This window comes from Cohaesibacter marisflavi (assembly GCF_900115225.1).
In the GTDB taxonomy this organism is placed as follows: Bacteria; Pseudomonadota; Alphaproteobacteria; order Rhizobiales; family Cohaesibacteraceae; genus Cohaesibacter; species Cohaesibacter marisflavi.
In genome coordinates this window covers 561,840-583,056 of sequence record NZ_FOVR01000002.1, presented here as the reverse complement: position 1 = coordinate 583,056, position 21,217 = coordinate 561,840, and the positions used below count along the sequence as shown (strand labels likewise).

The 21,217-nt window shown below is 55.2% G+C and carries 19 protein-coding genes and 1 tRNA gene; 8 read left to right on the top strand and 12 right to left on the bottom strand.

Annotated features, from left to right (window positions below; translation table 11 throughout):
* The first annotated feature begins 69 nt into the window (after positions 1–69).
* The 4 genes from recQ to BM258_RS06025 all read left to right on the top strand — a co-directional run bounded on the left by recQ (position 70) and on the right by BM258_RS06025 (position 4,534).
* Positions 70–1,998 (top strand): DNA helicase RecQ, encoded by a 1,929-nt coding sequence (gene recQ, locus BM258_RS06040; protein ID WP_244544607.1) that lies wholly within the window; start codon positions 70–72, stop codon positions 1,996–1,998.
* Between the two features lie 116 nt (positions 1,999–2,114).
* The gene (locus BM258_RS06035) at positions 2,115–3,263 is read left to right on the top strand and encodes a GGDEF domain-containing protein (protein ID WP_090069999.1); all 1,149 of its coding nucleotides are present in this window, start codon (positions 2,115–2,117) and stop codon (positions 3,261–3,263) included.
* 194 nt (positions 3,264–3,457) lie between these two features.
* Positions 3,458–4,081 carry a peptide-methionine (S)-S-oxide reductase MsrA gene (gene msrA / locus BM258_RS06030; protein ID WP_090069997.1) on the top strand — a complete coding sequence of 208 codons (624 nt, stop codon included), beginning with the start codon at positions 3,458–3,460 and terminating at the stop codon, positions 4,079–4,081.
* A gap of 108 nt (positions 4,082–4,189) precedes the next feature.
* Entirely contained in the window at positions 4,190–4,534 is a 345-nt protein-coding gene (locus tag BM258_RS06025; protein WP_090070437.1) for a Spx/MgsR family RNA polymerase-binding regulatory protein, read from the top strand.
* On the opposite strand, the gene BM258_RS06020 is transcribed toward BM258_RS06025, so the two are convergent.
* From BM258_RS06020 to BM258_RS05975, 10 genes are all read right to left on the bottom strand, one after another.
* Positions 4,531–6,057 carry a sensor domain-containing diguanylate cyclase gene (locus BM258_RS06020; protein ID WP_090069994.1) on the bottom strand — a complete coding sequence of 509 codons (1,527 nt, stop codon included), beginning with the start codon at positions 6,055–6,057 and terminating at the stop codon, positions 4,531–4,533. The two genes, BM258_RS06025 and BM258_RS06020, sit on opposite strands and share 4 nt — an antisense overlap.
* A 249-nt stretch (positions 6,058–6,306) precedes the next feature.
* Positions 6,307–7,362, bottom strand: coding sequence for a cytochrome-c peroxidase (locus BM258_RS06015; RefSeq protein WP_090069992.1), 1,056 nt, complete (start codon positions 7,360–7,362; stop codon positions 6,307–6,309).
* 356 nt (positions 7,363–7,718) lie between these two features.
* Positions 7,719–8,951: a Zn-dependent hydrolase gene (locus tag BM258_RS06010; protein WP_090069989.1), complete on the bottom strand. Its 1,233-nt coding sequence runs from the start codon at positions 8,949–8,951 to the stop codon at positions 7,719–7,721.
* Between the two features lie 36 nt (positions 8,952–8,987).
* The gene (locus BM258_RS06005) at positions 8,988–10,829 is read right to left on the bottom strand and encodes an adenine deaminase (RefSeq protein WP_090069986.1); all 1,842 of its coding nucleotides are present in this window, start codon (positions 10,827–10,829) and stop codon (positions 8,988–8,990) included.
* On the bottom strand, positions 10,826–11,494 hold the full coding sequence (locus tag BM258_RS06000; RefSeq protein ID WP_244544606.1) for a helix-turn-helix domain-containing protein: 669 nt from the start codon (positions 11,492–11,494) through the stop codon (positions 10,826–10,828). Before BM258_RS06000 ends, BM258_RS06005 begins: the two co-directional genes overlap by 4 nt.
* Before the next feature lie 15 nt (positions 11,495–11,509).
* A complete protein-coding gene (locus BM258_RS05995) occupies positions 11,510–12,457 on the bottom strand; it encodes an N-carbamoyl-D-amino-acid hydrolase (RefSeq protein ID WP_090069983.1) in 948 nt (315 codons plus the stop codon).
* Between the two features lies 1 nt (position 12,458).
* Positions 12,459–13,526 (bottom strand): ABC transporter ATP-binding protein, encoded by a 1,068-nt coding sequence (locus tag BM258_RS05990; RefSeq protein ID WP_090069980.1) that lies wholly within the window; start codon positions 13,524–13,526, stop codon positions 12,459–12,461.
* Between the two features lie 11 nt (positions 13,527–13,537).
* A complete protein-coding gene (locus BM258_RS05985) occupies positions 13,538–14,329 on the bottom strand; it encodes an ABC transporter permease (protein WP_090069976.1) in 792 nt (263 codons plus the stop codon).
* Positions 14,326–15,159, bottom strand: coding sequence for an ABC transporter permease (locus BM258_RS05980; protein WP_090069973.1), 834 nt, complete (start codon positions 15,157–15,159; stop codon positions 14,326–14,328). Before BM258_RS05980 ends, BM258_RS05985 begins: the two co-directional genes overlap by 4 nt.
* 37 nt (positions 15,160–15,196) lie before the next feature.
* Positions 15,197–16,231 carry an ABC transporter substrate-binding protein gene (locus tag BM258_RS05975; RefSeq protein WP_090069970.1) on the bottom strand — a complete coding sequence of 345 codons (1,035 nt, stop codon included), beginning with the start codon at positions 16,229–16,231 and terminating at the stop codon, positions 15,197–15,199.
* Positions 16,232–16,446: 215 nt separating this feature from the next.
* On the opposite strand from BM258_RS05975, the gene BM258_RS05970 reads away from it, so the two are divergent.
* Positions 16,447–17,355, top strand: coding sequence for a nucleoside hydrolase (locus BM258_RS05970; protein WP_210186669.1), 909 nt, complete (start codon positions 16,447–16,449; stop codon positions 17,353–17,355).
* Positions 17,356–17,446: 91 nt separating this feature from the next.
* Here the strand turns inward: BM258_RS05970 and BM258_RS05965 are convergent, their stop codons facing one another.
* Positions 17,447–18,043, bottom strand: coding sequence for a LysE family translocator (locus BM258_RS05965; RefSeq protein ID WP_090069964.1), 597 nt, complete (start codon positions 18,041–18,043; stop codon positions 17,447–17,449).
* A gap of 146 nt (positions 18,044–18,189) precedes the next feature.
* On the opposite strand from BM258_RS05965, the gene BM258_RS05960 reads away from it, so the two are divergent.
* The gene (locus BM258_RS05960) at positions 18,190–19,149 is read left to right on the top strand and encodes a DUF2332 domain-containing protein (RefSeq protein ID WP_244544605.1); all 960 of its coding nucleotides are present in this window, start codon (positions 18,190–18,192) and stop codon (positions 19,147–19,149) included.
* 43 nt (positions 19,150–19,192) lie between these two features.
* Here the strand turns inward: BM258_RS05960 and BM258_RS05955 are convergent.
* Positions 19,193–19,266 (bottom strand) — tRNA-Gly (locus tag BM258_RS05955).
* Positions 19,267–19,578: 312 nt separating this feature from the next.
* On the opposite strand from BM258_RS05955, the gene BM258_RS05950 reads away from it, so the two are divergent.
* Both BM258_RS05950 and BM258_RS05945 read left to right on the top strand, forming a co-directional pair.
* Positions 19,579–20,385 carry an ion transporter gene (locus BM258_RS05950; protein ID WP_090070433.1) on the top strand — a complete coding sequence of 269 codons (807 nt, stop codon included), beginning with the start codon at positions 19,579–19,581 and terminating at the stop codon, positions 20,383–20,385.
* Between the two features lie 134 nt (positions 20,386–20,519).
* On the top strand, positions 20,520–21,191 hold the full coding sequence (locus BM258_RS05945) for a glutathione S-transferase (RefSeq protein ID WP_090070431.1): 672 nt from the start codon (positions 20,520–20,522) through the stop codon (positions 21,189–21,191).
* Positions 21,192–21,217 lie beyond the last annotated feature (26 nt).

Sequence of the window (21,217 nt, the reverse complement as noted above, 5' to 3'; positions counted from 1 at the left end):
TTTACCAAAGCGCTGCAAATCAGATACGGTCCCGTTAACCCTTTCTTCAACTGAAAATTCAGCGCCTTTATGCCTCCTCCAGCCCAGCCTCTTCTCGCCAGTGATGTCGAACCGCTTGAGCAAGACCTTATTGCTGCGACACAGGCCATGCCTATGGATAGCGAAGCCAGTCCGGGCGAGCGAGCGCTGGAGATGCTCAAGACCGTTTATGGTTACGACCAGTTTCGTGGCAGACAAGCCGAAGTGATCGATAGCCTGCTGGAAGGCAAAAGCACGCTTGCAGTCATGCCGACGGGGATGGGCAAGAGTGTCTGCTTCCAGATCCCTGCCCTGCTGTTTGGTGGCCTGACGCTGGTCATCTCGCCTCTGGTAGCCCTGATGGAAGATCAGGTGATGGCGCTCAAGCTTCTGGGCATCGCAGCTGACAGCATCAACAGTTCCCGCTCGCGCGAAGAGAATGTCTCCGTCTGGCGACGCGTGGCTGCCGGTGAGGTGAGCCTGCTCTATATTGCGCCGGAACGGCTGATGACCGAACGCATGCTTGCGGCACTTGCCAAGCTGCCTATCCGCCTAATCGCGATTGATGAAGCCCACTGCATTTCGCGCTGGGGGCCAAGTTTCCGCCCTGATTATGAAGGGCTGACACGGCTGACGGATTTCTTCCCCGGAGCGCCCATTGCGGCCCTTACGGCAACGGCTGACGAAGCGACGCGTGAAGACATCGCCGAAAAACTCTTCCCGCGCACGCTTGATGGCCAGCGCGACGGCAAGGTCATTGTTTCCGGTTTCGATCGCCCCAACATCCGCCTGTCGGTTCAGCTCCGCAAGGACTGGAAAAAGCAATTGCTGGAATTTGTCGAGGCACGGGCCGAGCAATCAGGCATCGTCTATTGCCTCTCGCGCCGCAAGACCGAGGAAGCTGCCGAGTTTCTAAAGGAGCACGGCATCAAGGCCTTTGCCTATCATGCGGGCATGGATAGCAGCATACGGGCCGCTCATCAGGCCCTGTTCATGCGGGAATCAGGAACCGTGATGGTGGCCACCATCGCCTTTGGCATGGGCATCGACAAGCCCGATGTACGCTATGTGTTTCACACCAATCTGCCTTCGAATATGGAAGCCTATTCCCAGGAGATCGGGCGTGCAGGCCGCGATGGCGAACCCTCCGAGGCCATGATGCTTTATGGGCTTGATGATATTCGCATGCGCCGCAGTTTCATCGACAACGAAGGGGGCGACGAGGATCATCTCGCCCGCGAGCACAAGCGGCTTGATGCACTGATAGCCTATTGTGAAGCGCCAACCTGTCGTCGGCAATCGCTGCTGTCCTATTTCGGCGAGACGATTGAGCCCTGCAACAATTGCGACGTCTGCCTTGACCCACCCGAACTGAAAGAAGGCACGGCTGAAGCACTAAGCCTTATCGATGTAGCCGAGCAGACGGGCGAGATATTCGGCGCAGTGCAGCTGATCGACATTCTGCGTGGGCTCACCCATGAGAAGATCAAGAAATATAATCACCATACGCTTCCCTGCCATGGCTCCGGCAAAGGCACATCCAAGGAAGACTGGCGCGCCATTCTGCGTCAGATGGTGGCAGCCAATATGCTCAGGCTCGACATTCAGGGCCATGGGGCTCTCAAACTGACCGCCAAATCGGAAGCGCTGAAAAAGGGGGACATCCGCTTTTCCTATCGCACCGACGTCATGGCACCAAGCGAGCTTAGTCGGCCCAAGCGCACCAAATCCAGCCTGCCGGAGCTGGATGCGGCGGACAAGGATCTCTATGAAGCACTCCGTGCCGCCCGCTCGGACTTGGCTCGCGAGCATAAAGTGCCCGCCTATGTGATTTTCACGGACAAGACGCTGGCCGAAATGGCCATCCACAAGCCAACGACCCGCCCTGATTTTTTGCTCATTCACGGTGTCGGCAGTTCAAAACAACGAAAATTCGCAGATTCCTTTATCGACGTTATCGAGGCGTGGCTGAATATATAGCCGCTCTATAAGGCACTCTAATTCAGCTATATATATTGTTAATAGTTACAGTGGTAATATTCTGCGGAATTGGCCGTAAATTTACGGTCTCGCGGCACGCTGTGTATAGAGTGAACATGCCAAACAACCTTGACCTTGCGACGGTAATCCTACTGCAGAAAACCGCCTACATTGTTGGCGTGGTTACCTTTGTTTATCTGTGGCTTACCTCTTCGAAGCAAGCTTCCCTCATTCTTTTAGCCATCGGCTTCGCCATTATGGCTGTGGGCTCTACGTTGGCCGGCATAGGCGAATGGGGGAGAATATCGGAAAGAATGTGGCAGCTGGGTAGCCTCTCACTCGGCCTGTGGGGCTACGCCTTTATCTGGATGGGACAAAAGGCATTGAGCCAGCGACGGTTCACTCGGTTGAGCATGCTTTCGCTTGCCCCGGCAACTCTCATCATCATCGTTGCGATTGTTACCCATTTTGAAGAGGTCAATGCCTACCGCGCGGCAACCTTCAATCTGGTGGCCGCAACGGCTTTCCTTGCCAGTGCTGTGCAATATGCCATCGACTTCAAGAACGACCCTCTGCGCTCACGGCAAATGATGATTGCGATCAATGGTCTTGCCGGATTGCTCGCGCTTGCAGCCGGGCTCGGCTTTATCGATCCGCGCCTGATGCTTCTCACTCCGCTGTCCGTCTTCTTCTTTGTTATTGTGCTTAACTTTACGCTGGTGCTCTTCACCGCAGTGATGATTTCGGACAGGGCCCATACGAAGCTAAGGCGACAGGCGGACACCGATCACCTCACAGGCATCTCCAATCGTCGGTCCTTTTTCATGCATTTCATCGCGACTCCCAATCCTGGAGACGTGGTGCTGCTGCTCGACCTTGATCATTTCAAAAAGGTCAATGACCGCTTCGGGCATATTGCTGGTGATGTGGTGCTCAAGACTGTAGCGAGCCGGATCAAACATTGCATGCGCTCACAAGATCTACTGGCGCGGTATGGCGGCGAAGAGTTCATCGTGCTGTTGCCAAACACAGGCGCACAGCAGGCTGAAGTCGTTTGTGAACGTATTCGCCACGCCATTGGCTCCGAGCCCATAGTCTCTGGCGATGAAACAATCTCCATTACGGTGAGCATCGGCGCCGCGATTGCCGATCAGCAATGCGAAACACTGCAAGAATTGATCAATGCTGCCGACAAGAAGCTCTATGAGGCCAAGCATCAGGGCCGTGACCGTGTTGAAATTGAAGACTTCAAGGTTGCGGCCTGACCCGGCTTCCTGACAAATTTGCGCCATGAGTCAGGCACAGCTCCATCACATCCTCTCAAACTCCCGTGAGACGGCCCATTGCGGCGAGACATTGCCGCAATCTGCTGCCACACTGGTCTGAACAGGGCTTTTCCTTGCCGTTCGGGCGGAAGGCCCCCAGGGCCTATCCCGTCTCACGTCTTCGGAGGAATATGATGTTTGCTCACCTTTTTAAGTCCGCCCTGCTCGCCTTGTGTGTGATCGCAGCCCCAACTCTAGGTCAAGCGCAGCAGGCGCCCAAGACCGCCATTTTTGCTGGCGGGTGCTTCTGGTGCGTGGAGAGCGATTTTGACCATGTGCCCGGCGTGCTGGAAACAGTGTCTGGCTATTCGGGCGGAAGCACGACCGACAATGTGACCTACAAGAACCACAGCGCAGCAGGCCACCGCGAAGTTGTGCGCATCACCTATGACAGCAACAAGGTCAGCTACGACAAGTTGTTGGACATTTTCTGGCGCTCGGTCGATCCGACGGATGGAGGTGGCCAGTTCTGCGACCGCGGCCATAGCTACACCACCGCTATCTATACACTTGATGACGAACAGGCCAAAATCGCAGAAGCGTCGAAGAAAGCGCTGGAGGAAAGCGGGAAGCTTGGAGCTCCGATTGCAACGGAAATCAGTCCCGCAGCACCATTTTTTGCCGCCGAGGACTATCATCAGGACTATTATAACAAGAACCCCATTCGCTACACCTATTATCGCTTTGCCTGCGGCCGCGATGCACGGATAGAAGAGCTTTGGGGCGATGAAGCTATGATGGGTATCGAGAAGAAATAGCATCACCCTGTCGCAAAGTCCGAATAGTCCTTTCTTCTTGTTCAGGCTTTGCCTAGGCTCTGGCCGACGACTGATTGATTCCCTCCTTGGCAGAAGGATATGGACACCATGAAGCTATTCGGTATCAAGACATGCGACACCTGCCGCAAGGCGCTCAAAGCACTGGAAAACGCCGGCAGGCCGGTATCGTTTATGGATCTTCGCAGCGGCGATTTTACTGGCGAAGATCTGGATCGTTGGCTTTCTGTTTTGGGCTGGGAGGCGCTGCTCAATCGACGCTCCACATCTTGGCGCGCGCTGGATGACACAGAGAAACAGGATCTGGATGGAGGCAAGGCGCGCGCGCTGATGCTCGCCTCCCCCACACTCATCAAGCGTCCTGTCATTGAAACGGCGGACACCATCATCGTCGGCTTTGGCAAGGCACAGCAGGACGCTCTTCTCAAGAGCTAACCGGTTTTGGCGAGCAGGGCCTTGAGCTGTTGAATGCGCCGGCCTTCCTCCTCGGGATCGGAGCGCGGGGTTGCCTTTTCCTGCTGCGAAACGAATGTAACCCGTCCTCGGCCATTTTGCTTTGAAATATAGAGTGCTTCGTCGGCACGGCGCAAAATGGCTTTCACTGTAAAGGCATCCTCGGGCCAGCGTGCCACGCCAATCGACGCGCCAACTTCAGCAACACCACCGGGCACAGGAACCGGAATGTTCACGGCAACGATGAGATCCTCGCACAAACATTCCAACTTATCCTGCTCCAGATGATCATAAAGCAGAATGCCGAATTCATCGCCCCCTACCCGCGACGCCATGCCCGATGAGCCCAGACGCTCCGAGATACGCTCAGAGACGGTAGACAGAACCATATCACCCGCCTGATGCCCATAATTGTCATTGACGGCTTTAAAGCGATCCAGATCAAGGCTGATGATGGCACACCGCTTCTGTTTTCTCTGCAGGATCGTTTCTTCCAGCTCCCGATCAAAGAACAGGCGGTTGGGCAACCCCGTCAAGGCATCATGAAGCGCCAGAAACCGGTTCTGTTCCTCGCTTTTCTGCAGCGCGCGCAGCATAAAGCTGAACCGCCACGCGATGGCAACAAGCGCAAGCGCGGTGATGAAGAAAGGAACAGCCAGAACTGGCAGTGTCTGCTGCCAAATGGCTCTTGAAGGATCGTCTGGCGTCCAACGAGCGTGGGCGATACGCCCATCGGGCAAGGTAACAAGCGGTAAATATCCGATTTCATTTTTCACGCTATCGAGATAGTCGAAATGAAAGTCTTCAACAACCAGCTTTTCACTGGCTGCCGCAATGTAATCCTTGTTGATCTGCTTGACTGTAAATAGCACATCCGGTTCATAGTTACCCAACTCAACGGCCCGGTTTGGCGCGACAGCCTGAGCGATAACATAGGACAGGCGACCATTGACGGGGCGAATGGACCAAGCGAAGCGTCCTTCCTCAGGACCAGCCAGAATGTCCTTGAGCAATTGAGCTGCCGGCATGGGCTTGTCTGTGGTGAATTCCTTTTGGAATTTCGCCCGCGCTTCTTCTACCAGATCAATATTTTCCTCAATGATATATTCACCCTGCCCCGCCTTGAGCCGCGTCTCTTTGAGAACTGCCACTTTGGTTTTGTTGGCCGGGGTAACCACATAGGTCATCAGAATGCCGAAGTCCCCCCACAGCCAGTCAGTGATATTGTCAAAGACAAACTCGTCATCAATCTCTCCCATGAAGGCATCATAGGAGGCATCCCAATCGGAAATCTGCGATTGGGCATGGGCAAACAGGATCAGGAAATTATTCAGCTCGTGCTCAACAAGCTTGCGCTCCTGTTGATGACGCACTGTATTGGCGATTTCGCCAGAGCGGTTCAGCAAAAAGACATTGGAGAAGGTCAGGGCGAGAAAAACGCCAACACAGGCCACAATGACAATGGCCCCAAAATTCACTTTCTGACGACCTGAAGCGACACCCATAAATCATCCCTTGCTTTGATAATAGCTGTTAATTCTATTTAGAAAGCCTAAAGGGCGGGTTATAGATCGTAGTTAATATAGTATTTAAGAAACAATAAATCCATTAATTCACATTTTTCTCGTTACATCCAAACTCAGTTTGGAAAACATCAGATACACCCACAACTCTTAAGTGGTATAAATACAAAATAACCTTCCCGAAATACTCCGGAAAGGTCAGGCTATTACTGCAAACACACTAAAACTGAGTTATTTTACAACCATCAACTCTGGCTTTGGTGTTTCAGATGTTTCAACCGGAAGAATTGGATAATCTACTCTTGGCTGTTCTCCGGTTAGCGTTTTCAAGAAGGCCGTGATCTTCTTGATCTCGTCATCAGACAAATCCTCACCCAACTGGCTTGTCCCCATAATGGCGACAGCCTGTTCAAGATCCCAAACCTTGCCGGAATGGAAATAAGGTGCGGTCAACTCGATATTACGCAACGGTCCAGCGCGAAAAACATATTCTTCATCGGCTGTCTGTGTCACAGCAAAGCGGCCCTTGTCACCTGCGGGCAGAACGTCTGCCCCCGGTTTTTCGACAACTCCAAACGGATAGTAGCCTTCGCCTCCGAGATTGACCCCTGCATGGCAGGAAGCGCAGCCCGTATCGATGAAGAGCTGCAGACCGGCCTGCTCCTCCTCATTCATCACCTTTGTGTTTCCTTCCAGAAACTGGTCAAAGCGTGAATAGGGCGTAATCAGGGTTGCTTCGAAGGCTTCGATGGCCTTGGCCATATTGTCGAAACTGATCGGGCTGTCTTCTCCCGGGAATGCCTTGGCAAACGCGACTTCATAAGCAGGCATGCTTTTAAGCGTTGCTTCGACACGAGCTGGCGAGGAGGCCATTTCAACACCGGCTTGCACCGGCCCCTTGGCCTGAGCCTTGAGATCTTCGGCACGGCCATCCCAGAATTGGGCGATGTTGAACACGGCATTCAGCACGGTGGGTGCATTGCGTGGTCCCTTCTGCCAACCGTGACCGATCGATGTTTCCAAATTATCGTCGCCCCCCATGCCCAGATTGTGACAAGTATTGCAAGAAATCAGGGCCGATGAGGAGAGACGCGGATCGAAAAAGAGCATTTTGCCCAATTCAATCTTGTCACCCGTTACGGCGTTGTTCTTCACTGAAGGAACAACAGACGGGATCGGTTCGAAATAGTCTTTTGCTTCTTCCAACAGATCGTTGGACAATGCAGCTGTCGGCACTGCCAGGAAAACAGCGCAGGCAAGCATTGACCTTAGGCTTTTTGTGGTCATAAGGTCCTCCCAGTCGGTTATGACACGCCTATTCTAGCGGGAGGGAAACTTTGTCGCATTGTGCCAGGCAATGGACTTATGATATTAGAATAGCTATAAACAAGACATGTTTGCAGGCGACTTTTTCAGTCGACGGATAGCTTTGCGCGAAATTCAATTTTGTTTTTGCGCTGCGGTTTTCTTTGTCCGCTTTTTCTTAAACCGCGCTGAAAAACCTCAAAATGCCCCGCTTGAAGCCTGAAGCCCCCCCAATCTTTCCCCAACCCGATGAAATTTATTTCTTGGCATTTCGCTTAATGAATTACGCGAAACACTCCCATCTCTGGCTCCGCAACAAAGGATCATGGTTGATCGGCTTAGCCTGCGACCTTCAACACCGAGTGAAGCAGCACATCGGCACCGGCAGCGGCCCATTCAGGCGAAATGGATTCGGCCTCATTGTGTGACAGGCCATCGACACAGGGACACATGATCATCGCTGCGGGAGCCACTTCGGCAATCCAGCAGGCATCATGGCCTGAGCCGGACACCATATCCATATGCTCATGCCCTAACCCCTCGGCGGAGGTCCGCACGATATCCACCAGCTCTGGTGCAAAGGTGACCGGATCAAAAGAGCCGACCTCTTCCACCGCACAGCCAACACCCAGGTCAGCGCAGATTTTTTCCGTTCTTTGCCAGATGGTGTCATACATGCGTTGCAGCTTGGCAGCATCCACAGTGCGAATATCGATGGTGAAGAGCACAGTCGACGGCAGCACGTTGGGTGAACAAGGCTCATAGACCATCTTGCCGATCCCGGCCACGGCGTTCGGCTGCTCGGCCATTGCGACTTCCTGCACCACTTCGGTGATACGGGCTGCAGCGAGGCCCGCATTGATGCGCATATGCATCGGGGTCGAGCCGGTATGCACCGCTTTGCCAGTGAGAGTATATTGCGGGCGCTTCATGCCCTGACAATGGGTGATGACGCCGATTTCCTTGCCCGCAGCTTCCAGCACCGGCCCCTGCTCGATATGCAGCTCGAAATAGGATTTCATCTTGCGGTTTCCGGGGGCTTCATCCCCCGCCCAGCCGATGCGCTTCAATTCATCGCCAAAGCGTTTGCCATCCATATCTTCGCGCCCATAGGCAAAGGCTTGATCCTGCTTGCCGATGAAGGTGCCCGAGCCAAGCATGGCTGGATGAAACCGAGCGCCTTCTTCGTTGGACCAGTTGACCACCACGATTGGGTGTCTGGTATTGATGTCAGCCTCATTGAGCGTGCGCACCAGTTCAAGCCCGGCCAACACCCCGAGTACACCGTCATAACGGCCCCCTGCAGGAACGGTATCCAGATGAGAGCCAAGATAAACGGGCAAGGCGTCAGGGTCGGTTCCCGGTCGCATCATGAACATGTTGCCGACTGTATCGACAGCCATGGTCAGGCCAGCCTGTTTGCACCAATCGGCAAACAGGGTTCGGGCCTCGCCATCTGCGTCCGTCACGGCCTGGCGATTGTTGCCGCCTGCCACACCGGGGCCGATTTTGGCCATGTCTTCAAGGCTCTGCCACAGGCGGTCGGAATTGATATGAAGGTTACTTGTCATAGTCTCTTGCTTCTTGCTCGTTCGCTGCGCACCCGATTACCAGACCACCGGATGGGTTTCACCGGTCGCAACATTGACGAGCCCCTCCGGGATGCCCTCAGCGGGAGCAACCAGCACCCAGCGCCATGGAGCACAGGTAAGGGTGGCAAAGGCTAACCGCTCGGGGAAACCAGCCCACCAGCGCGGCGAAGAAGAGGGCTCGAACATCCAGTCGATCTTTGCGCCCTCCGCATAGAGCTTTTGCATGTCCGCATCCAGCGCTTCTGCGGAGCGGGAGGACATCAGCCCGGCCACCTCATAGCGCACGGTGGCAACGACCTTGTTGTCCCGCACTAGAGCCCAGCCGCCACCGATTTCTGACAAGGCATTGACGGCCATGGCCATCGCTTCATCGGACGAGCCAACGCACCAGACATTATGCTTGTCATGCGCCAGAGAGCTGGCAAGCGCGCAATCGGGCGTGCTCGGCCCAGTGCCTGCCCAGAACATTTTCGAGAGGGATTTTGTGCCGGAGAACCGGTCAACAATGGCAAATTTGGTGATGTTGCGGCTGACATCCCGCTGAACCAAACCGTCTTTCACCGGCAGCTCATAGGTGAGGAAGTCCTCCTCCCAATGGAACGGGCGCAGCACCGCCGCTGACATCGTTTCCCGTCCGGCCTTCGCGGGAATGGCAAAATCCGCAGCGCTGAGTGTGCCGCCGACTTGCACCGTGTTGCGCGCCCAGTCCGGCCAGTTGATTTCGGGCACAGGGTCAGTGAAGCGCTTGCCTTCAGAGACCTGCCGTCCATCGGCCCAGACTTCAGCGATCTCGAAGCTTTCCAGATCGGAGAGCAGCACGATATCGGCAAAACGCCCCGGCGTAAGAGAGCCCACCCATGGGGTGAGCCGCATGTGGCGCGCCGGGTTGATGGTCACGCACTGAATGGCGATTTCCGGCTTCAGGCCAGATTGGATAGCGAGACGAACATTGTAATCGGTTGCGCCTTTTTCCAGTGTTTCCGAGGCCGAACGGTCATCGGTGGTAAAGGCAATCTGGGACCAGTCTCCAAGCCCCTTTTCGATGAGGCCCTGCAAGACCTCCGGCATGGAATGGGGGCGCAATTCGATGAACAGACCGTGGGTCAGCTTGTCCCAGAATTCCTCAGCGGTCCATGCTTCATGGTCCGAAGCAAGGCCTGCTGCGGCAAAGGCATTGATGGTGGGCAGGTCCTTGAGGCCTGCTGCATGACCTTCGACCACGCCACGGGCTTCAAAGGTTGCTTCGATCATACCCCAGAGCCGCTTGTGAGAGGCGTTTTCCGGGTTCCAGACGGCTGGCCAGTCCATGACTTCGTCCAAGCCCGCCACCATCATGGAATTGCCGATGAAGTCTTTCTGCTCGTCATAGCCCAGATATCCGCCGCCATGTTCATAGGCGGTGGGGGGCACAGCAGAGCCGGGAAGAGGGAAAATCTTGAGGGGTGAACCCTGCTTGCGGGCTTCAAGCCAGAATTCCACGGTGCGCGACCCGCGCACGTTGGAGAATTCGTGGCTGGCTTCGCAGGTCCATGTATTGCCACGAGGCAACACGAGGGCGGCTTCCCACTCCGGCGTCAAATGCGAGCTTTCAATATGCTTATGCACTTCGCCAAGCCCCGGAATGGCCATCAGGTCAGGGCGTTTGACGATGGTTTCGCAAGCCCCTGTCCACGAGCCAATAGGACCGACATAGGCGATCCGGTCGCCCTTGATTACGATTTCCTGTGCGCTCGACCATGTGCGCGTGGCAGTGTCGAGCAGCTTGCCCACATGCAGCACAAGATCGGCAGGCGCTTTGCCCAGCGCAACGAGGGTCAGTTGCTGGCGGATTTGAACTTCGGATTTTGCTGTGATCATTTTTTATCCAGATTTTTTGTCAGCAGGTCAACGGTATCGGCCGAGCAAATGGACAGGATACGCCCTGTCTTGGGGCCCACAGCATAGAAGCTATGGGTCTGGGCTGCATCGAAATAGACCGAGTCGCCGGTCGACATCAGCGTCGGTGCATAAGGGTCCATCTCGAAAATGACATCCCCTTCGAGCACATAGACGAACTCTTCGCCCGAATGGGCGCTTTGCGGAGCCGGATGTCCGCTGACGCGCGGATTGACCTCGATGACCATGGGCTGGAGCAGCTTGGCCGCCAGCTCGGTCGAGAGCAATTCATAGAGCCCCATGTCATTGGAGAGCTTCTTGCCCTCCCCTGCCCGACTGATGGTGCGTGCCGCGCCAACACAGCGCTGCTTGGGGGCTTCTGCTCCCACCAGCTCGGCAAAATCGACATCAAGGCCGGAGGCCAGACGGGTCAGAACGCTATAGGCCGGTTGGCTCTGACCATTTTCGATTTTCGACAAAGAGGAGATGGAAACACCAGTCCGCTTGGACATTTCAGCCAGGGTCCAACCATTCTTCTTACGCAAGTCCGAGATGATCTGGGACACGGAAGATTGTCTCTCCTCCGGTTTCACAAATGACATGTCTTGGTCCACGGACACGGTTCTATCCCCTTTGTGTCGGCTCATGAGAGCCATCCTTGATCAGGCCTCGTCATCATCGCTGATGATCGGTCCCTTGGTCTGGGTGATGATACCATAATGCTTTGGCTCGCGATGGCGGGCAAAGTCGAAGATGGTCCGGCGGTAGAGCGCAGCCATATCAAGGTCGCACCGCGCAGTGATCACCTCGTCGCCCGTGCCCAGAGCCATGGCAGCAATCTGACCGGAAGGCGCAACGATCATCGACTGCCCGATCATGTTGGAGCCTTCTTCCAAACCAGCCTTGGCGGTTGCCACAACCCAGGTGGAATTCTGGTAGGCACCGGCCTGAATGGAGAGCTGATTGTGGAATTCCGTCAAGCTGTCAAAATCATAGACGCCGGTGTGATCAATGGGAGTGTTATAGCCCACAAGAATCATTTCCGCGCCCTTCAAGGCCATTACACGGTAGGTTTCAGCCCAGCGCCGGTCATTGCAAATGCACATGCCGATACGGGTGCCCATGGTCTTCCAGACCTTGAAACCATAATTGCCCGGCTTGAAGAAATATTTCTCCAGATGCTGAGCTTCCAGATCGGCTTGCGGCTCGTCCCATCCGGGCAAATGAACCTTGCGATATTTGCCGACAAGTGTGCCAGCCCGATCCACCAATATGGCAGTGTTGTAATGGTTGGTCTCTCCGTCTTCGACGGCGATTTCGGCATAGCCGAGATAGAAGCCAATACCAAGCCGCTTGGCGGCATCGAACAGGGGCTGGGTTTCCGGCCCCGGCATCTGCTTTTCATAGAAGGCATCGATTTCTTCCCTGTCAGTCAGGTGCCAGCGGGGAAAGAAAGTGGTCAGCGCCAGTTCGGGGAAGACAACCAGCTCAGCGCCCCGGCTCGCAGCTTCTTCCAGCAAGGCAATGAGGCGCTTGACGACAGACTTGCGGTCATCACTGCGCTGGATTGGCCCCAGCTGTGCGGCGGCGGCAACAATGGAACGGGACATATCAGTTTTCCTCTACCGGCAGAATGCAGCAATGCTCGAAATTGAATTTCAGATTGATGGCGCCGCCCTCTTCATGCAATTGCGTCAGCGGGGCGTTAGCAATCAGCATGCCGGTCGGCGTGTCGACCTTATATTGGTAGGAGCGGCCAAGATAGGAGCGGGTCAAAAGCTTGCCCGCGATGGCGTTGGAAGGATCGGCCGTAAGCTCTATGCCCTCGGGGCGGGCACCAACCACGAAGCGATCCTCAAGCGGGCCGGTTTCGGCTTGCGACAGGGTGATCAATGCCCCGCCCTCGACTTCTGCGGTGACCAGATCGCCTTCGCGTTTGACCACTTTCATCTCAATGAGATTGTCAAAGCCGACGAAACGGGCGACAAAGGCACTGTTGGGGCGACGATAGAGCACTTCGGGGGTATCAAGCTGGACGATGCGGCCTGCATTCATGATGGCAACACGATCGGAAATGGAGAAAGCCTCTTCCTGATCGTGGGTCACATAGATTGCGGTGCGGCCATTGGCCTTTTGCAGCTCGCGAATTTCCACGCGCATATCCACGCGCAGCTTTGCGTCAAGGTTCGAGAGCGGTTCATCGAACATCAACAGCGGCGGATTGATGGCCAGAGCACGTGCCAAGGCCACGCGCTGACGCTGACCGCCAGAAAGGGCCGCTGGTAAGCGATTGGCATAGTCAACAAGTCCCACACGCTCCAGCATGGCATCCACACGGGCCTTGCGTTCCGGCGCGGCCACCTTTCGCTGTTTGAGCCCGAAGCCGACATTCTCAGCCACAGTGAGATGGGGGAAAAGGGCGTAATTCTGGAACACGATGCCCGCGTCGCGCTTATGCGGCGGCAGCTTGGTGACATCCTTGCCCGCAACGGTGATCTGGCCGCTGGTTGGCTGAAGGAAGCCCGCCAGCAGGCGCAGGGTTGTGGTCTTGCCGCAACCAGAAGAGCCAAGCAAGGAAACCAGCTCGCCCTCGGCAATGGTCAGATTAAGCCCGTGCAGCACCTGCGTCGGGCCATAGTGAGCAACAAGATCTTGTAGGATAACGGCGTTCTGTGCCATTTCAGCTCCTGTTATTTAATCGTCTTGGACAGGCCCAGACTGCGCTCGATGAGAGCCATGACACCAATGGTCACGGCCATGAGCAGCACGGACACGGCGCTGACGGTCGGATCGAAAAACTGCTGAACATAGGTGAAGACTTCAATCGGCAAGGTGGAAACCCCCGGTCCCGTAAGAAACAGGGCCACCGCCATGTCGTTCAGCGAAGTAATGAAGGCCAAGACGGCACCCGCGATGACGCCGGAGCGGATGTTGGGCAGCACGATGGACCAGAAGGCCTTGACCGGATGCATGCCAAGGCTGACGGCCGCTTCCTGAATGGAGAAATCGAACCCGGCAAGGCTCGCCCCGATGACCCGTACGATATAGGGCAAACACAGGATCGCGTGGCCCAGCATCAGTGAAGGCAGGATCGGTAAATCGAACTGCACGATCAGCGTCTTGAGCATGGAAAAGCCGAACACGATCTCGGGGATGAAGAAGGGCAGGAAGAAGATAGAGCCATACCAAGCGGGCAGCCGCACCTTATAGCGCGACAGGGCATAGGCAGCGGCGAGGCCTGCGATCAGCGCAATCATTGTTCCGCCGAACGCCACTTCCATGGACGTGATGAAACTTTCAACGAAATTGTTGAGCTCGAAAACCTTGTGATACCATTTCAGCGTAAAGCCCTGAGGCGGAAAGGCCAGAAAAGGCGTATCACTGACAGAGGTGCCGATCACGATAATGATCGGTCCGGCCAGATAGAAGACCACCAGCCAGCCTGCAATTTTGGAGAGAGGATTGATCTTTCTGGCGCTCATCGCATTTTCCTCCCCGCGGCGATCCGGTTCGCAAGTGCCCCCATGGCGATCACGCATGTGATGGTGATGGCCATCATGATCGCAGCGATGGTATTGGCCGCAGCCCAGTCAAATGAAATCATGGCCTTGCGATAAAGCAGGGTAGACAGGGTCATCTGTTGTTCGCCCCCAAGCAGAACGGGCGTAACGAAGGTCGCCAGACTGCCGGTAAAGACAAGGATCGAACCAACGATCATGCCCGGCACCGCAAGCGGCAGCGTCACTTGGAAGAAAACACCAACCGGGCTGGCGCCAAGCGAGCCCGCAGCGGCATAAAGATCGTCGTCGATATTCTCCAACACACCAACCAGCGACAGGATCATCAGGGGCGTGAAGAGATAGGCAAGACCGGCCACCACCGCGCCTTGCGTGAACAGCAGTTCCAGCGGCTGGTCGATCAGTCCGATCTTGAGGAAGAGCGTGTTGACCACCCCGTTACGCCCAAGGATTGCCATGAAGGAGAAAGACCGCACAACAACACTGGTCAGCAGCGGGAAGACCGACAGGATCAGCAACACGCGCTTGAGGTTGGGTGAGGCATTGGCGATCATATAAGCGCCCAGAAAGCCCGCCACGAGTGACACGAACGTGGACATGAAAGCAATCTTGAAGCTGCGGATCAGAACAACGCGATTGAACTCATCGGCAAAGAATGCCTGATAGTTGTCCAACAAGCCGCCTGACGCACCGTCAAAGCTCTCCTTGAGCGTGCCGGCAACGGGCAACACAAGGAGCAGAAAAAGCAACATGGTTGCTGGCAGAACCAGCAACCATGGGCCCAAAGCGGCCATGCGCTTTGTTATCGATAAAGAAGGTTGTGTAGACAAATCAGAACCCGAATGTCTTGTTCCAGAGTTTTTCCCATGCATCATTCACTTCAAGCAGTTGCTTGATGGGAGTGGTCTGCATTTTCTCAACCTGGTCCTGTCCGTAAACCAGGCCGCTAGCCTGTTCGTCGGTCAACTCGACCGTTTTGTTGATCGGGCCAGAGCCTGCACCGAGTTCGACAGCTCCGTCTTTCTGCACCTGTGCAGAGATCGAGAAATCGATGAATTTCAGCGCCAATTCCTTGTTCTTGGAATTTTTCGGAATGTTGTAGGTGTTCATCATGGCGAAGTCGCCTTCGTCAAGCTCCGCCCAACCGATATTCGGGTTGGCTGCCTTGATGGCAGGGAAGGCATAATCCTGAGCAAGGCCGATAAAGGCTTCGCCGGTGGACAGCAGGTTGGTCAGCTCGGAGCCTGAAGAGAAGGTCTTGACGATATTCGGCTTCAACTCGGCCATTTTGGCAAAAGCAGCTTCAGGATCCTTGAAGGCATCTGTGCCTGCGCATTTCGCAGCCATCATCACGGTGAGCGGACCACCGGTCGTGTTGAAGGCAGGCATGGCGACGGAGTCTTTGAAATCATCACGCCACAGATCGCACCAGGATGTGATCGGCGTGTCGGTGCGGGTCTTGTCATAGACAATGCCATAGCGACCGAAGGTGTAGGCAGGACCATATTCACCCTGCGGATGCTTGGCCACTTCATACAGCTCATCAAGATGGGTCAGCTTGGAAGAATCGATGGTCTCGAAAGCGCCCTGATTGATGCCGATCTGGGAAAATTTATCGGTCAGCAGGATAACGTCGACACCGCCGCGAATGCGAGCCTTGTTCAGGCGTTCCGGAGCGCCGCCGCTTTCCGTGACAATCTTGACATTGTGGGCTTTTTCAAATGGCTCAAACACGAAGGGCTGGTAGAAATTGTTAGAATAGCCCCAGTTGGAGACCACCAGTGTATCTTGCGCATGCGCGAAAGCAGGAAGGGTCAGAGCGATCGCAACAGTCGTTGCGCGGATGGAAGAAGAAAAAGACAGCATAGCGGGGAATGTTCCTGTTTTTTCGAGCTGGAAAAGAATTTTCCTGTTGGAAATATCGAGTAAATACAAAATGCACGGAATTGTGCAAGCGTTGATTTTGACCAAATCCTGTGCAAAGTAGCGCTCTTGGCCTCGCTGTGTCCGTCTTGTCATTTTTTGACGGGGCCGGAGGCAGGATGTGCCCAAAGACGATTTCTATTTGGGATTTAACTTCTGTGAAGCTGATTATTGATACGGACCCGGGCATTGATGATGCCCTGGCCATTGCCTATGCCGCCCTGCATCCAGACATTGAGTTGCTCGGTCTGACCACGATTTTTGGCAATGTGACCACAGCGCAGGCGACTCGTAACGCTCTCTATCTTGCGGAAAAAATGGGACTTTCCATTCCCGTTGCATCCGGGGCTGAAAAGCCGTTGACGCTTCCTCCCTTTGCTCCCAAAACACGGGTTCATGGCCTTGAAGGACTGGGCCATTTGCCTGCTCCCGCCCCCACAGGCACAGCCAGCCCGCTGGCCGCAGCTCAGTTTCTATGCGAGATGGCAGAGCGCCACCGGGGGAAGTTGGTCATTTGCCCGATCGGCCCGATCACCAATATCGCCCGTGCTCTCCAAATGGATACAAACTTTGCACGAAATGTGGACAAGATCGTTTTCATGGGTGGAGCGCTGGATGTGCGCGGCAATGTTTCACCCTATGCGGAGGCCAATGCCTTCCATGATCCTCATGCGCTGGACGTCGTTTTGGCCTCAGGGGCAAATGTCACCATGGTGGGTCTTGATGTGACGCTCAAAGTGCTACTTGATGAGCAGGACTTCAGCCATATTGCCACCAGAAAGCACCCGGTCGGCCCGTTTCTCAAAGAGCTCGGGGCCTTCTATCTGGACTTTTATAAAAGCATTGGCCTATCCGGTTGCGGCCTGCATGATCCGATGGCGATCATCGCGGCTCTTTATCCGGGACTTTTTACCATGGAGTCCATGGCGCTTGAAGCCGTTATGGAAGGGGAAGCCAGCGGGCAAACATGCCGCAGTCAATCCAAGACCCGATTGCCGTCCCACGTCGCCCTCGGCTGCGATGCCGATGCAATTCGGCACACCTTTTTCTCCGTGTTCGACCAATAAGGCTATCCAGCTTTGGCGAAACGCTGGCTCACGCGCCTCCTTACCCCAAAGCTTCGCAGGAATTGCGTGGGGCCCTCAGAGTATATGGGCCTCACGAGACCAACATCCATAAGGCAACCCCGGCCAAGAGGCTGCCGAACACCAAATTCAGGTGTCTGGAGCTATGGGGTGCACGAAAGATGACCCCAAGGGTGTCTCCCGTCAGGGTCCAAAGCACAAAGGCGACCATGTTGTTCACCGTGAACACGGTCGTTATGAGCATAATCTGGCCAATCTGCTCACCGCTGTCCCCTTCAAGAAACTGCGTAAACATCAAGGCAATGATGACGTAGGCTTTTGGATTTAAAATCAGCAGCAATGCACCATCCCCAAAGCCCGCAGCTTTTGGCGTTGCACTCCCCTTCAAGACACCGGCCCTTAGCAGGGTCCACGCAATCCAGAAAACATAGAGAGATCCGGCCACTTTCAGATAAGCCAGCAAGTGGGGGACCCGCTCCATTGCCGCCAGAAAGCCAAATCCGATTGCGGCAGTAACCAGCCATGTGGCGATGTGATAGCCGAGATTTGCCGGCATCGTCGCCCGAAAGCCGAATCTTGCGCCATTTGCGGCAAAGAACATATTGCCAGGCCCCGGGCTATAGGCGAGCGGAAAGAGGAAAACGACGAGTTCCATCACAGTTTGTATCATTGCAAACACCCCTTGAATTGGTGCTTACTTATCCCAGTCAGCCGGTCATGAAGGCGACCCGTTTCTTGTGCAGCCAAGCCTGAAAAGACAGGCAGCGATTGCCCCACCTTATTTACGGGACCACCATGAAGGACAAGACAAGGCCTATGATGAGGATGGAAACACTCGCCGATAGCTACCGTACCTTTGCCAAGCGCGAAGCCAGTGGCATTTCTCCAACCTATGAAGCCTATGCCTGTTCGGTTGCCGAAAGCGGGACACTTCTCGAGTTGCTTTTGCAGCTCCCTTCGGGCAAGCAACAGCCTAACCTGCTATTTGCCGCAACACGCCATGTGATCGGCTTGCCCGATCAGGATACGGACTTCGCTCGACATGCTCTGGGCGCCTGGGACGCGATCGTGCCGGTTATTCTGTCTCGCTCAACGCAAACCAATGAACCGGGGCGTTGTGCCTGTTTTCTTCCAGCTTTCGCCCAGCTCGAGGGGCCTCTGGCGATTCTTGAGGTTGGAGCATCCGCTGGCCTCTGCCTGTTGCCCGACCTCTATGGCTACGACTATGGACGCTCGGTTCTGGCCCCGGCTAGACAGGGTGGTCCTGTCTTCCCTTGCCAAGCCTCGGCACAAACGCCACTCCCGCACGCCCATCCACAAATCGCATGGCGAGCGGGTCTGGATCTCAATCCACTGGATGTTGGCAAGGATGAAGACATGGATTGGCTAAAGACACTTGTCTGGCCAGAACAGAAAACACGGCGCACCAGACTGGAGGCAGCGATTGAGATGGCGAAAAGCCAGCCGCCCCGCGTCATCGCCGGAGATCTTATTGCGCAGACTGAAGCTCTAGCCTCCGAGGCCCCGTCGGGAACGCGTCTCGTTATCTTTCACACGGCCGTGCTGACCTATGTCTCACCAGAGGCGCGAAAGGAATTTGCTGTACTGGTGAAGGATTTGGGAGCAGAGTGGCTGGCCAATGAAAGCGTGCGTACGCTTCCCGATGTGGCGCCCTCCGCAATACTCGAGGCTCATCCCGGCGCCTTCGTCTTGTCCCGCAATGGACATGCAATTGCCCGCACCGGTCCGCATGGCCAGTTTATCGAGTGGCTGTGATCTGGATGACTGAGCCGAGTTTGCTTGTTTGGAAAGAGCCGGTTGGAGCGGGTGAAGGGAATCGAACCCTCGTCTTAAGCTTGGGAAGCTCCTGCTCTACCATTGAGCTACACCCGCCTTCTGGCAACGCCCAATCGGGCATCGCATCAGGATAGAGTGTATCTATCACACTGAGCCATTTGCTCAAGATGGCAGAGCTGCTTTTTTGTCAGTTTTTTGACGGTGCGAACAGTTTTCTTTTCTGCCTCCCATTCGCTTAACGCTCGAAGGAGAGAACGGGCTTTGCGCACGTCATTTGACAAACCGCAGCGCCTTATGCATGAAACTACCTATTTCCATCTTGAATTCTCTTTTCAAGTACCCAATTTCTGCCAGTTAACGCTTTTGTTTCTTCAAACCTAAATGGCTTTGCGACAGGATTTCATTCGTATGTTGGACCGCATCAAAACAATTCTCGGCTCCCGGCCCTTCGAACTCGGCATTACCGGGCTTATCGTTCTGAATGCGATCACTCTGGCACTGGAAACATGGCCTGCGGCGGAAGCCCGTTTTGGTGGCCTGTTCCATATTGTCGACCGGACCATTCTCGTGGTCTTTGTGGTGGAAATAGCCATGCGGTTGCTGGTTCACCGGCAGCGCTTTTTCACCGATCCATGGTCCCTGTTTGATTTCTCGGTGGTCGCCGTTTCCCTTATGCCGACGACCGGCGCTCTTTCAGTGTTGCGTGCCTTCAGAGTGCTGCGTGTTCTGCGGCTCATCAGTTTTGTGCCATCCTTACGGCGCGTGGTGGGTGCATTGTTGGAAGCATTGCCCGGGCTGGGGTCGATCACCTTGCTTCTGGGTTTGCTCTATTTCGTGTTTGCCGTGATGGCGACCAAGCTTTATGGCGCAGAGTTCCCCGACTGGTTCGGCAGTCTTGGCGAGTCGGCCTATACGCTGTTTCAGGTGATGACACTGGAAAGCTGGTCCATGGGCATCGTGCGACCGGTTATGGAAGCCCACCCCTATGCCTGGCTCTTCTTTGTGCCCTTCATTCTTGCGACCTCCTTTACGGTGTTGAACCTCTTTATCGGTATCATCGTTTCGGCGATGCAGTCCGAACATGAAGCCACGGCAGAAGCCGACCGTGCGGCGCTGCATTCGGAAACCGAAGGCGTGATGGCCGAGGTCAAGGCCCTACGCACCGAGATTTCCGAGCTGCGTACCCTGATCAAGGCGCAAGGCAGCGGCAAGTAACAGCTTCTAGAATGGGGTCGAAAGGCAGAATGCAAGCAACAGGCTTTTCACACCCTGCCTTGCGCAGTCATTTTGCTGCCTTGATTGGGGGCTTTGGTCAGTGGACCATCCACAAGACGGGATTTACAACCAGAATGCCTAGCTCCAATACCCTTCCCATTCTCTATTCCTTTCGCCGCTGCCCCTATGCCATGCGCGGACGAATGGGGCTGTTTGCGTCTGGCATTCCTGTCGAACTCAGAGAGATCGTTCTAAGGGACAAGCCGGCTCATATGCTGGAAATCTCCCCCAAGGGCACGGTACCGGTGCTGCTTTTGCCCGACGGGACGGTGATCGAAGAGAGCCTTGATATCATGCTCTGGGCCCTCAAGCAGAATGACCCGCAGGACTGGCTCTCACCAGAAGAAGAGACGTTGGATGACATGCTGGCCCTGATTGGGGAGCTAGATGGCTCCTTCAAGCATCATCTGGACCGCTACAAATATTCAAGTCGATATGAGAATGCCGATGAGGTGGTGCATCGGTCCATGGCCATGGTGGCTCTGGCCTCGCTGCAGGCGCGCCTTGAGCTTTCGCCTCATTTGTTCGGCTCGCGCCCGAGCCTTGCCGATATCGCGCTTTTTCCGTTTGTGCGGCAATTTGCCAATACCGATAGGGACTGGTTCGACACCAATGCACCTATAGCCCTGCGCAAATGGCTCGTCGGGCACGAAACCTCGGAATTGTTCATGAGTATTTTCTGCAAGTGGCCTGTGTGGCAGGAAGGCGATCCCGTTACGCTGTTTCCCGCCCCCAGGCACCTTTGACAATGAAGACGAAAGGCGGGCAGGAC

Bases quoted from the DNA above. Each gene is read 5' to 3' on its own strand.
- recQ (WP_244544607.1), top strand. From the start codon at position 70: ATGCCTCCTCCAGCCCAGCCTCTTCTCGCCAGTGATGTCGAACCGCTT.
- BM258_RS06035 (WP_090069999.1), top strand. From the start codon at position 2,115: ATGCCAAACAACCTTGACCTTGCGACGGTAATCCTACTGCAGAAAACC.
- msrA (WP_090069997.1), top strand. From the start codon at position 3,458: ATGTTTGCTCACCTTTTTAAGTCCGCCCTGCTCGCCTTGTGTGTGATC.
- BM258_RS06025 (WP_090070437.1), top strand. From the start codon at position 4,190: ATGAAGCTATTCGGTATCAAGACATGCGACACCTGCCGCAAGGCGCTC.
- BM258_RS06020 (WP_090069994.1), bottom strand. From the start codon at position 6,057: ATGGGTGTCGCTTCAGGTCGTCAGAAAGTGAATTTTGGGGCCATTGTC.
- BM258_RS06015 (WP_090069992.1), bottom strand. From the start codon at position 7,362: ATGACCACAAAAAGCCTAAGGTCAATGCTTGCCTGCGCTGTTTTCCTG.
- BM258_RS06010 (WP_090069989.1), bottom strand. From the start codon at position 8,951: ATGACAAGTAACCTTCATATCAATTCCGACCGCCTGTGGCAGAGCCTT.
- BM258_RS06005 (WP_090069986.1), bottom strand. From the start codon at position 10,829: ATGATCACAGCAAAATCCGAAGTTCAAATCCGCCAGCAACTGACCCTC.
- BM258_RS06000 (WP_244544606.1), bottom strand. From the start codon at position 11,494: ATGAGCCGACACAAAGGGGATAGAACCGTGTCCGTGGACCAAGACATG.
- BM258_RS05995 (WP_090069983.1), bottom strand. From the start codon at position 12,457: ATGTCCCGTTCCATTGTTGCCGCCGCCGCACAGCTGGGGCCAATCCAG.
- BM258_RS05990 (WP_090069980.1), bottom strand. From the start codon at position 13,526: ATGGCACAGAACGCCGTTATCCTACAAGATCTTGTTGCTCACTATGGC.
- BM258_RS05985 (WP_090069976.1), bottom strand. From the start codon at position 14,329: ATGAGCGCCAGAAAGATCAATCCTCTCTCCAAAATTGCAGGCTGGCTG.
- BM258_RS05980 (WP_090069973.1), bottom strand. From the start codon at position 15,159: ATGGCCGCTTTGGGCCCATGGTTGCTGGTTCTGCCAGCAACCATGTTG.
- BM258_RS05975 (WP_090069970.1), bottom strand. From the start codon at position 16,231: ATGCTGTCTTTTTCTTCTTCCATCCGCGCAACGACTGTTGCGATCGCT.
- BM258_RS05965 (WP_090069964.1), bottom strand. From the start codon at position 18,043: ATGATACAAACTGTGATGGAACTCGTCGTTTTCCTCTTTCCGCTCGCC.
- BM258_RS05960 (WP_244544605.1), top strand. From the start codon at position 18,190: ATGATGAGGATGGAAACACTCGCCGATAGCTACCGTACCTTTGCCAAG.
- BM258_RS05950 (WP_090070433.1), top strand. From the start codon at position 19,579: ATGTTGGACCGCATCAAAACAATTCTCGGCTCCCGGCCCTTCGAACTC.
- BM258_RS05945 (WP_090070431.1), top strand. From the start codon at position 20,520: ATGCCTAGCTCCAATACCCTTCCCATTCTCTATTCCTTTCGCCGCTGC.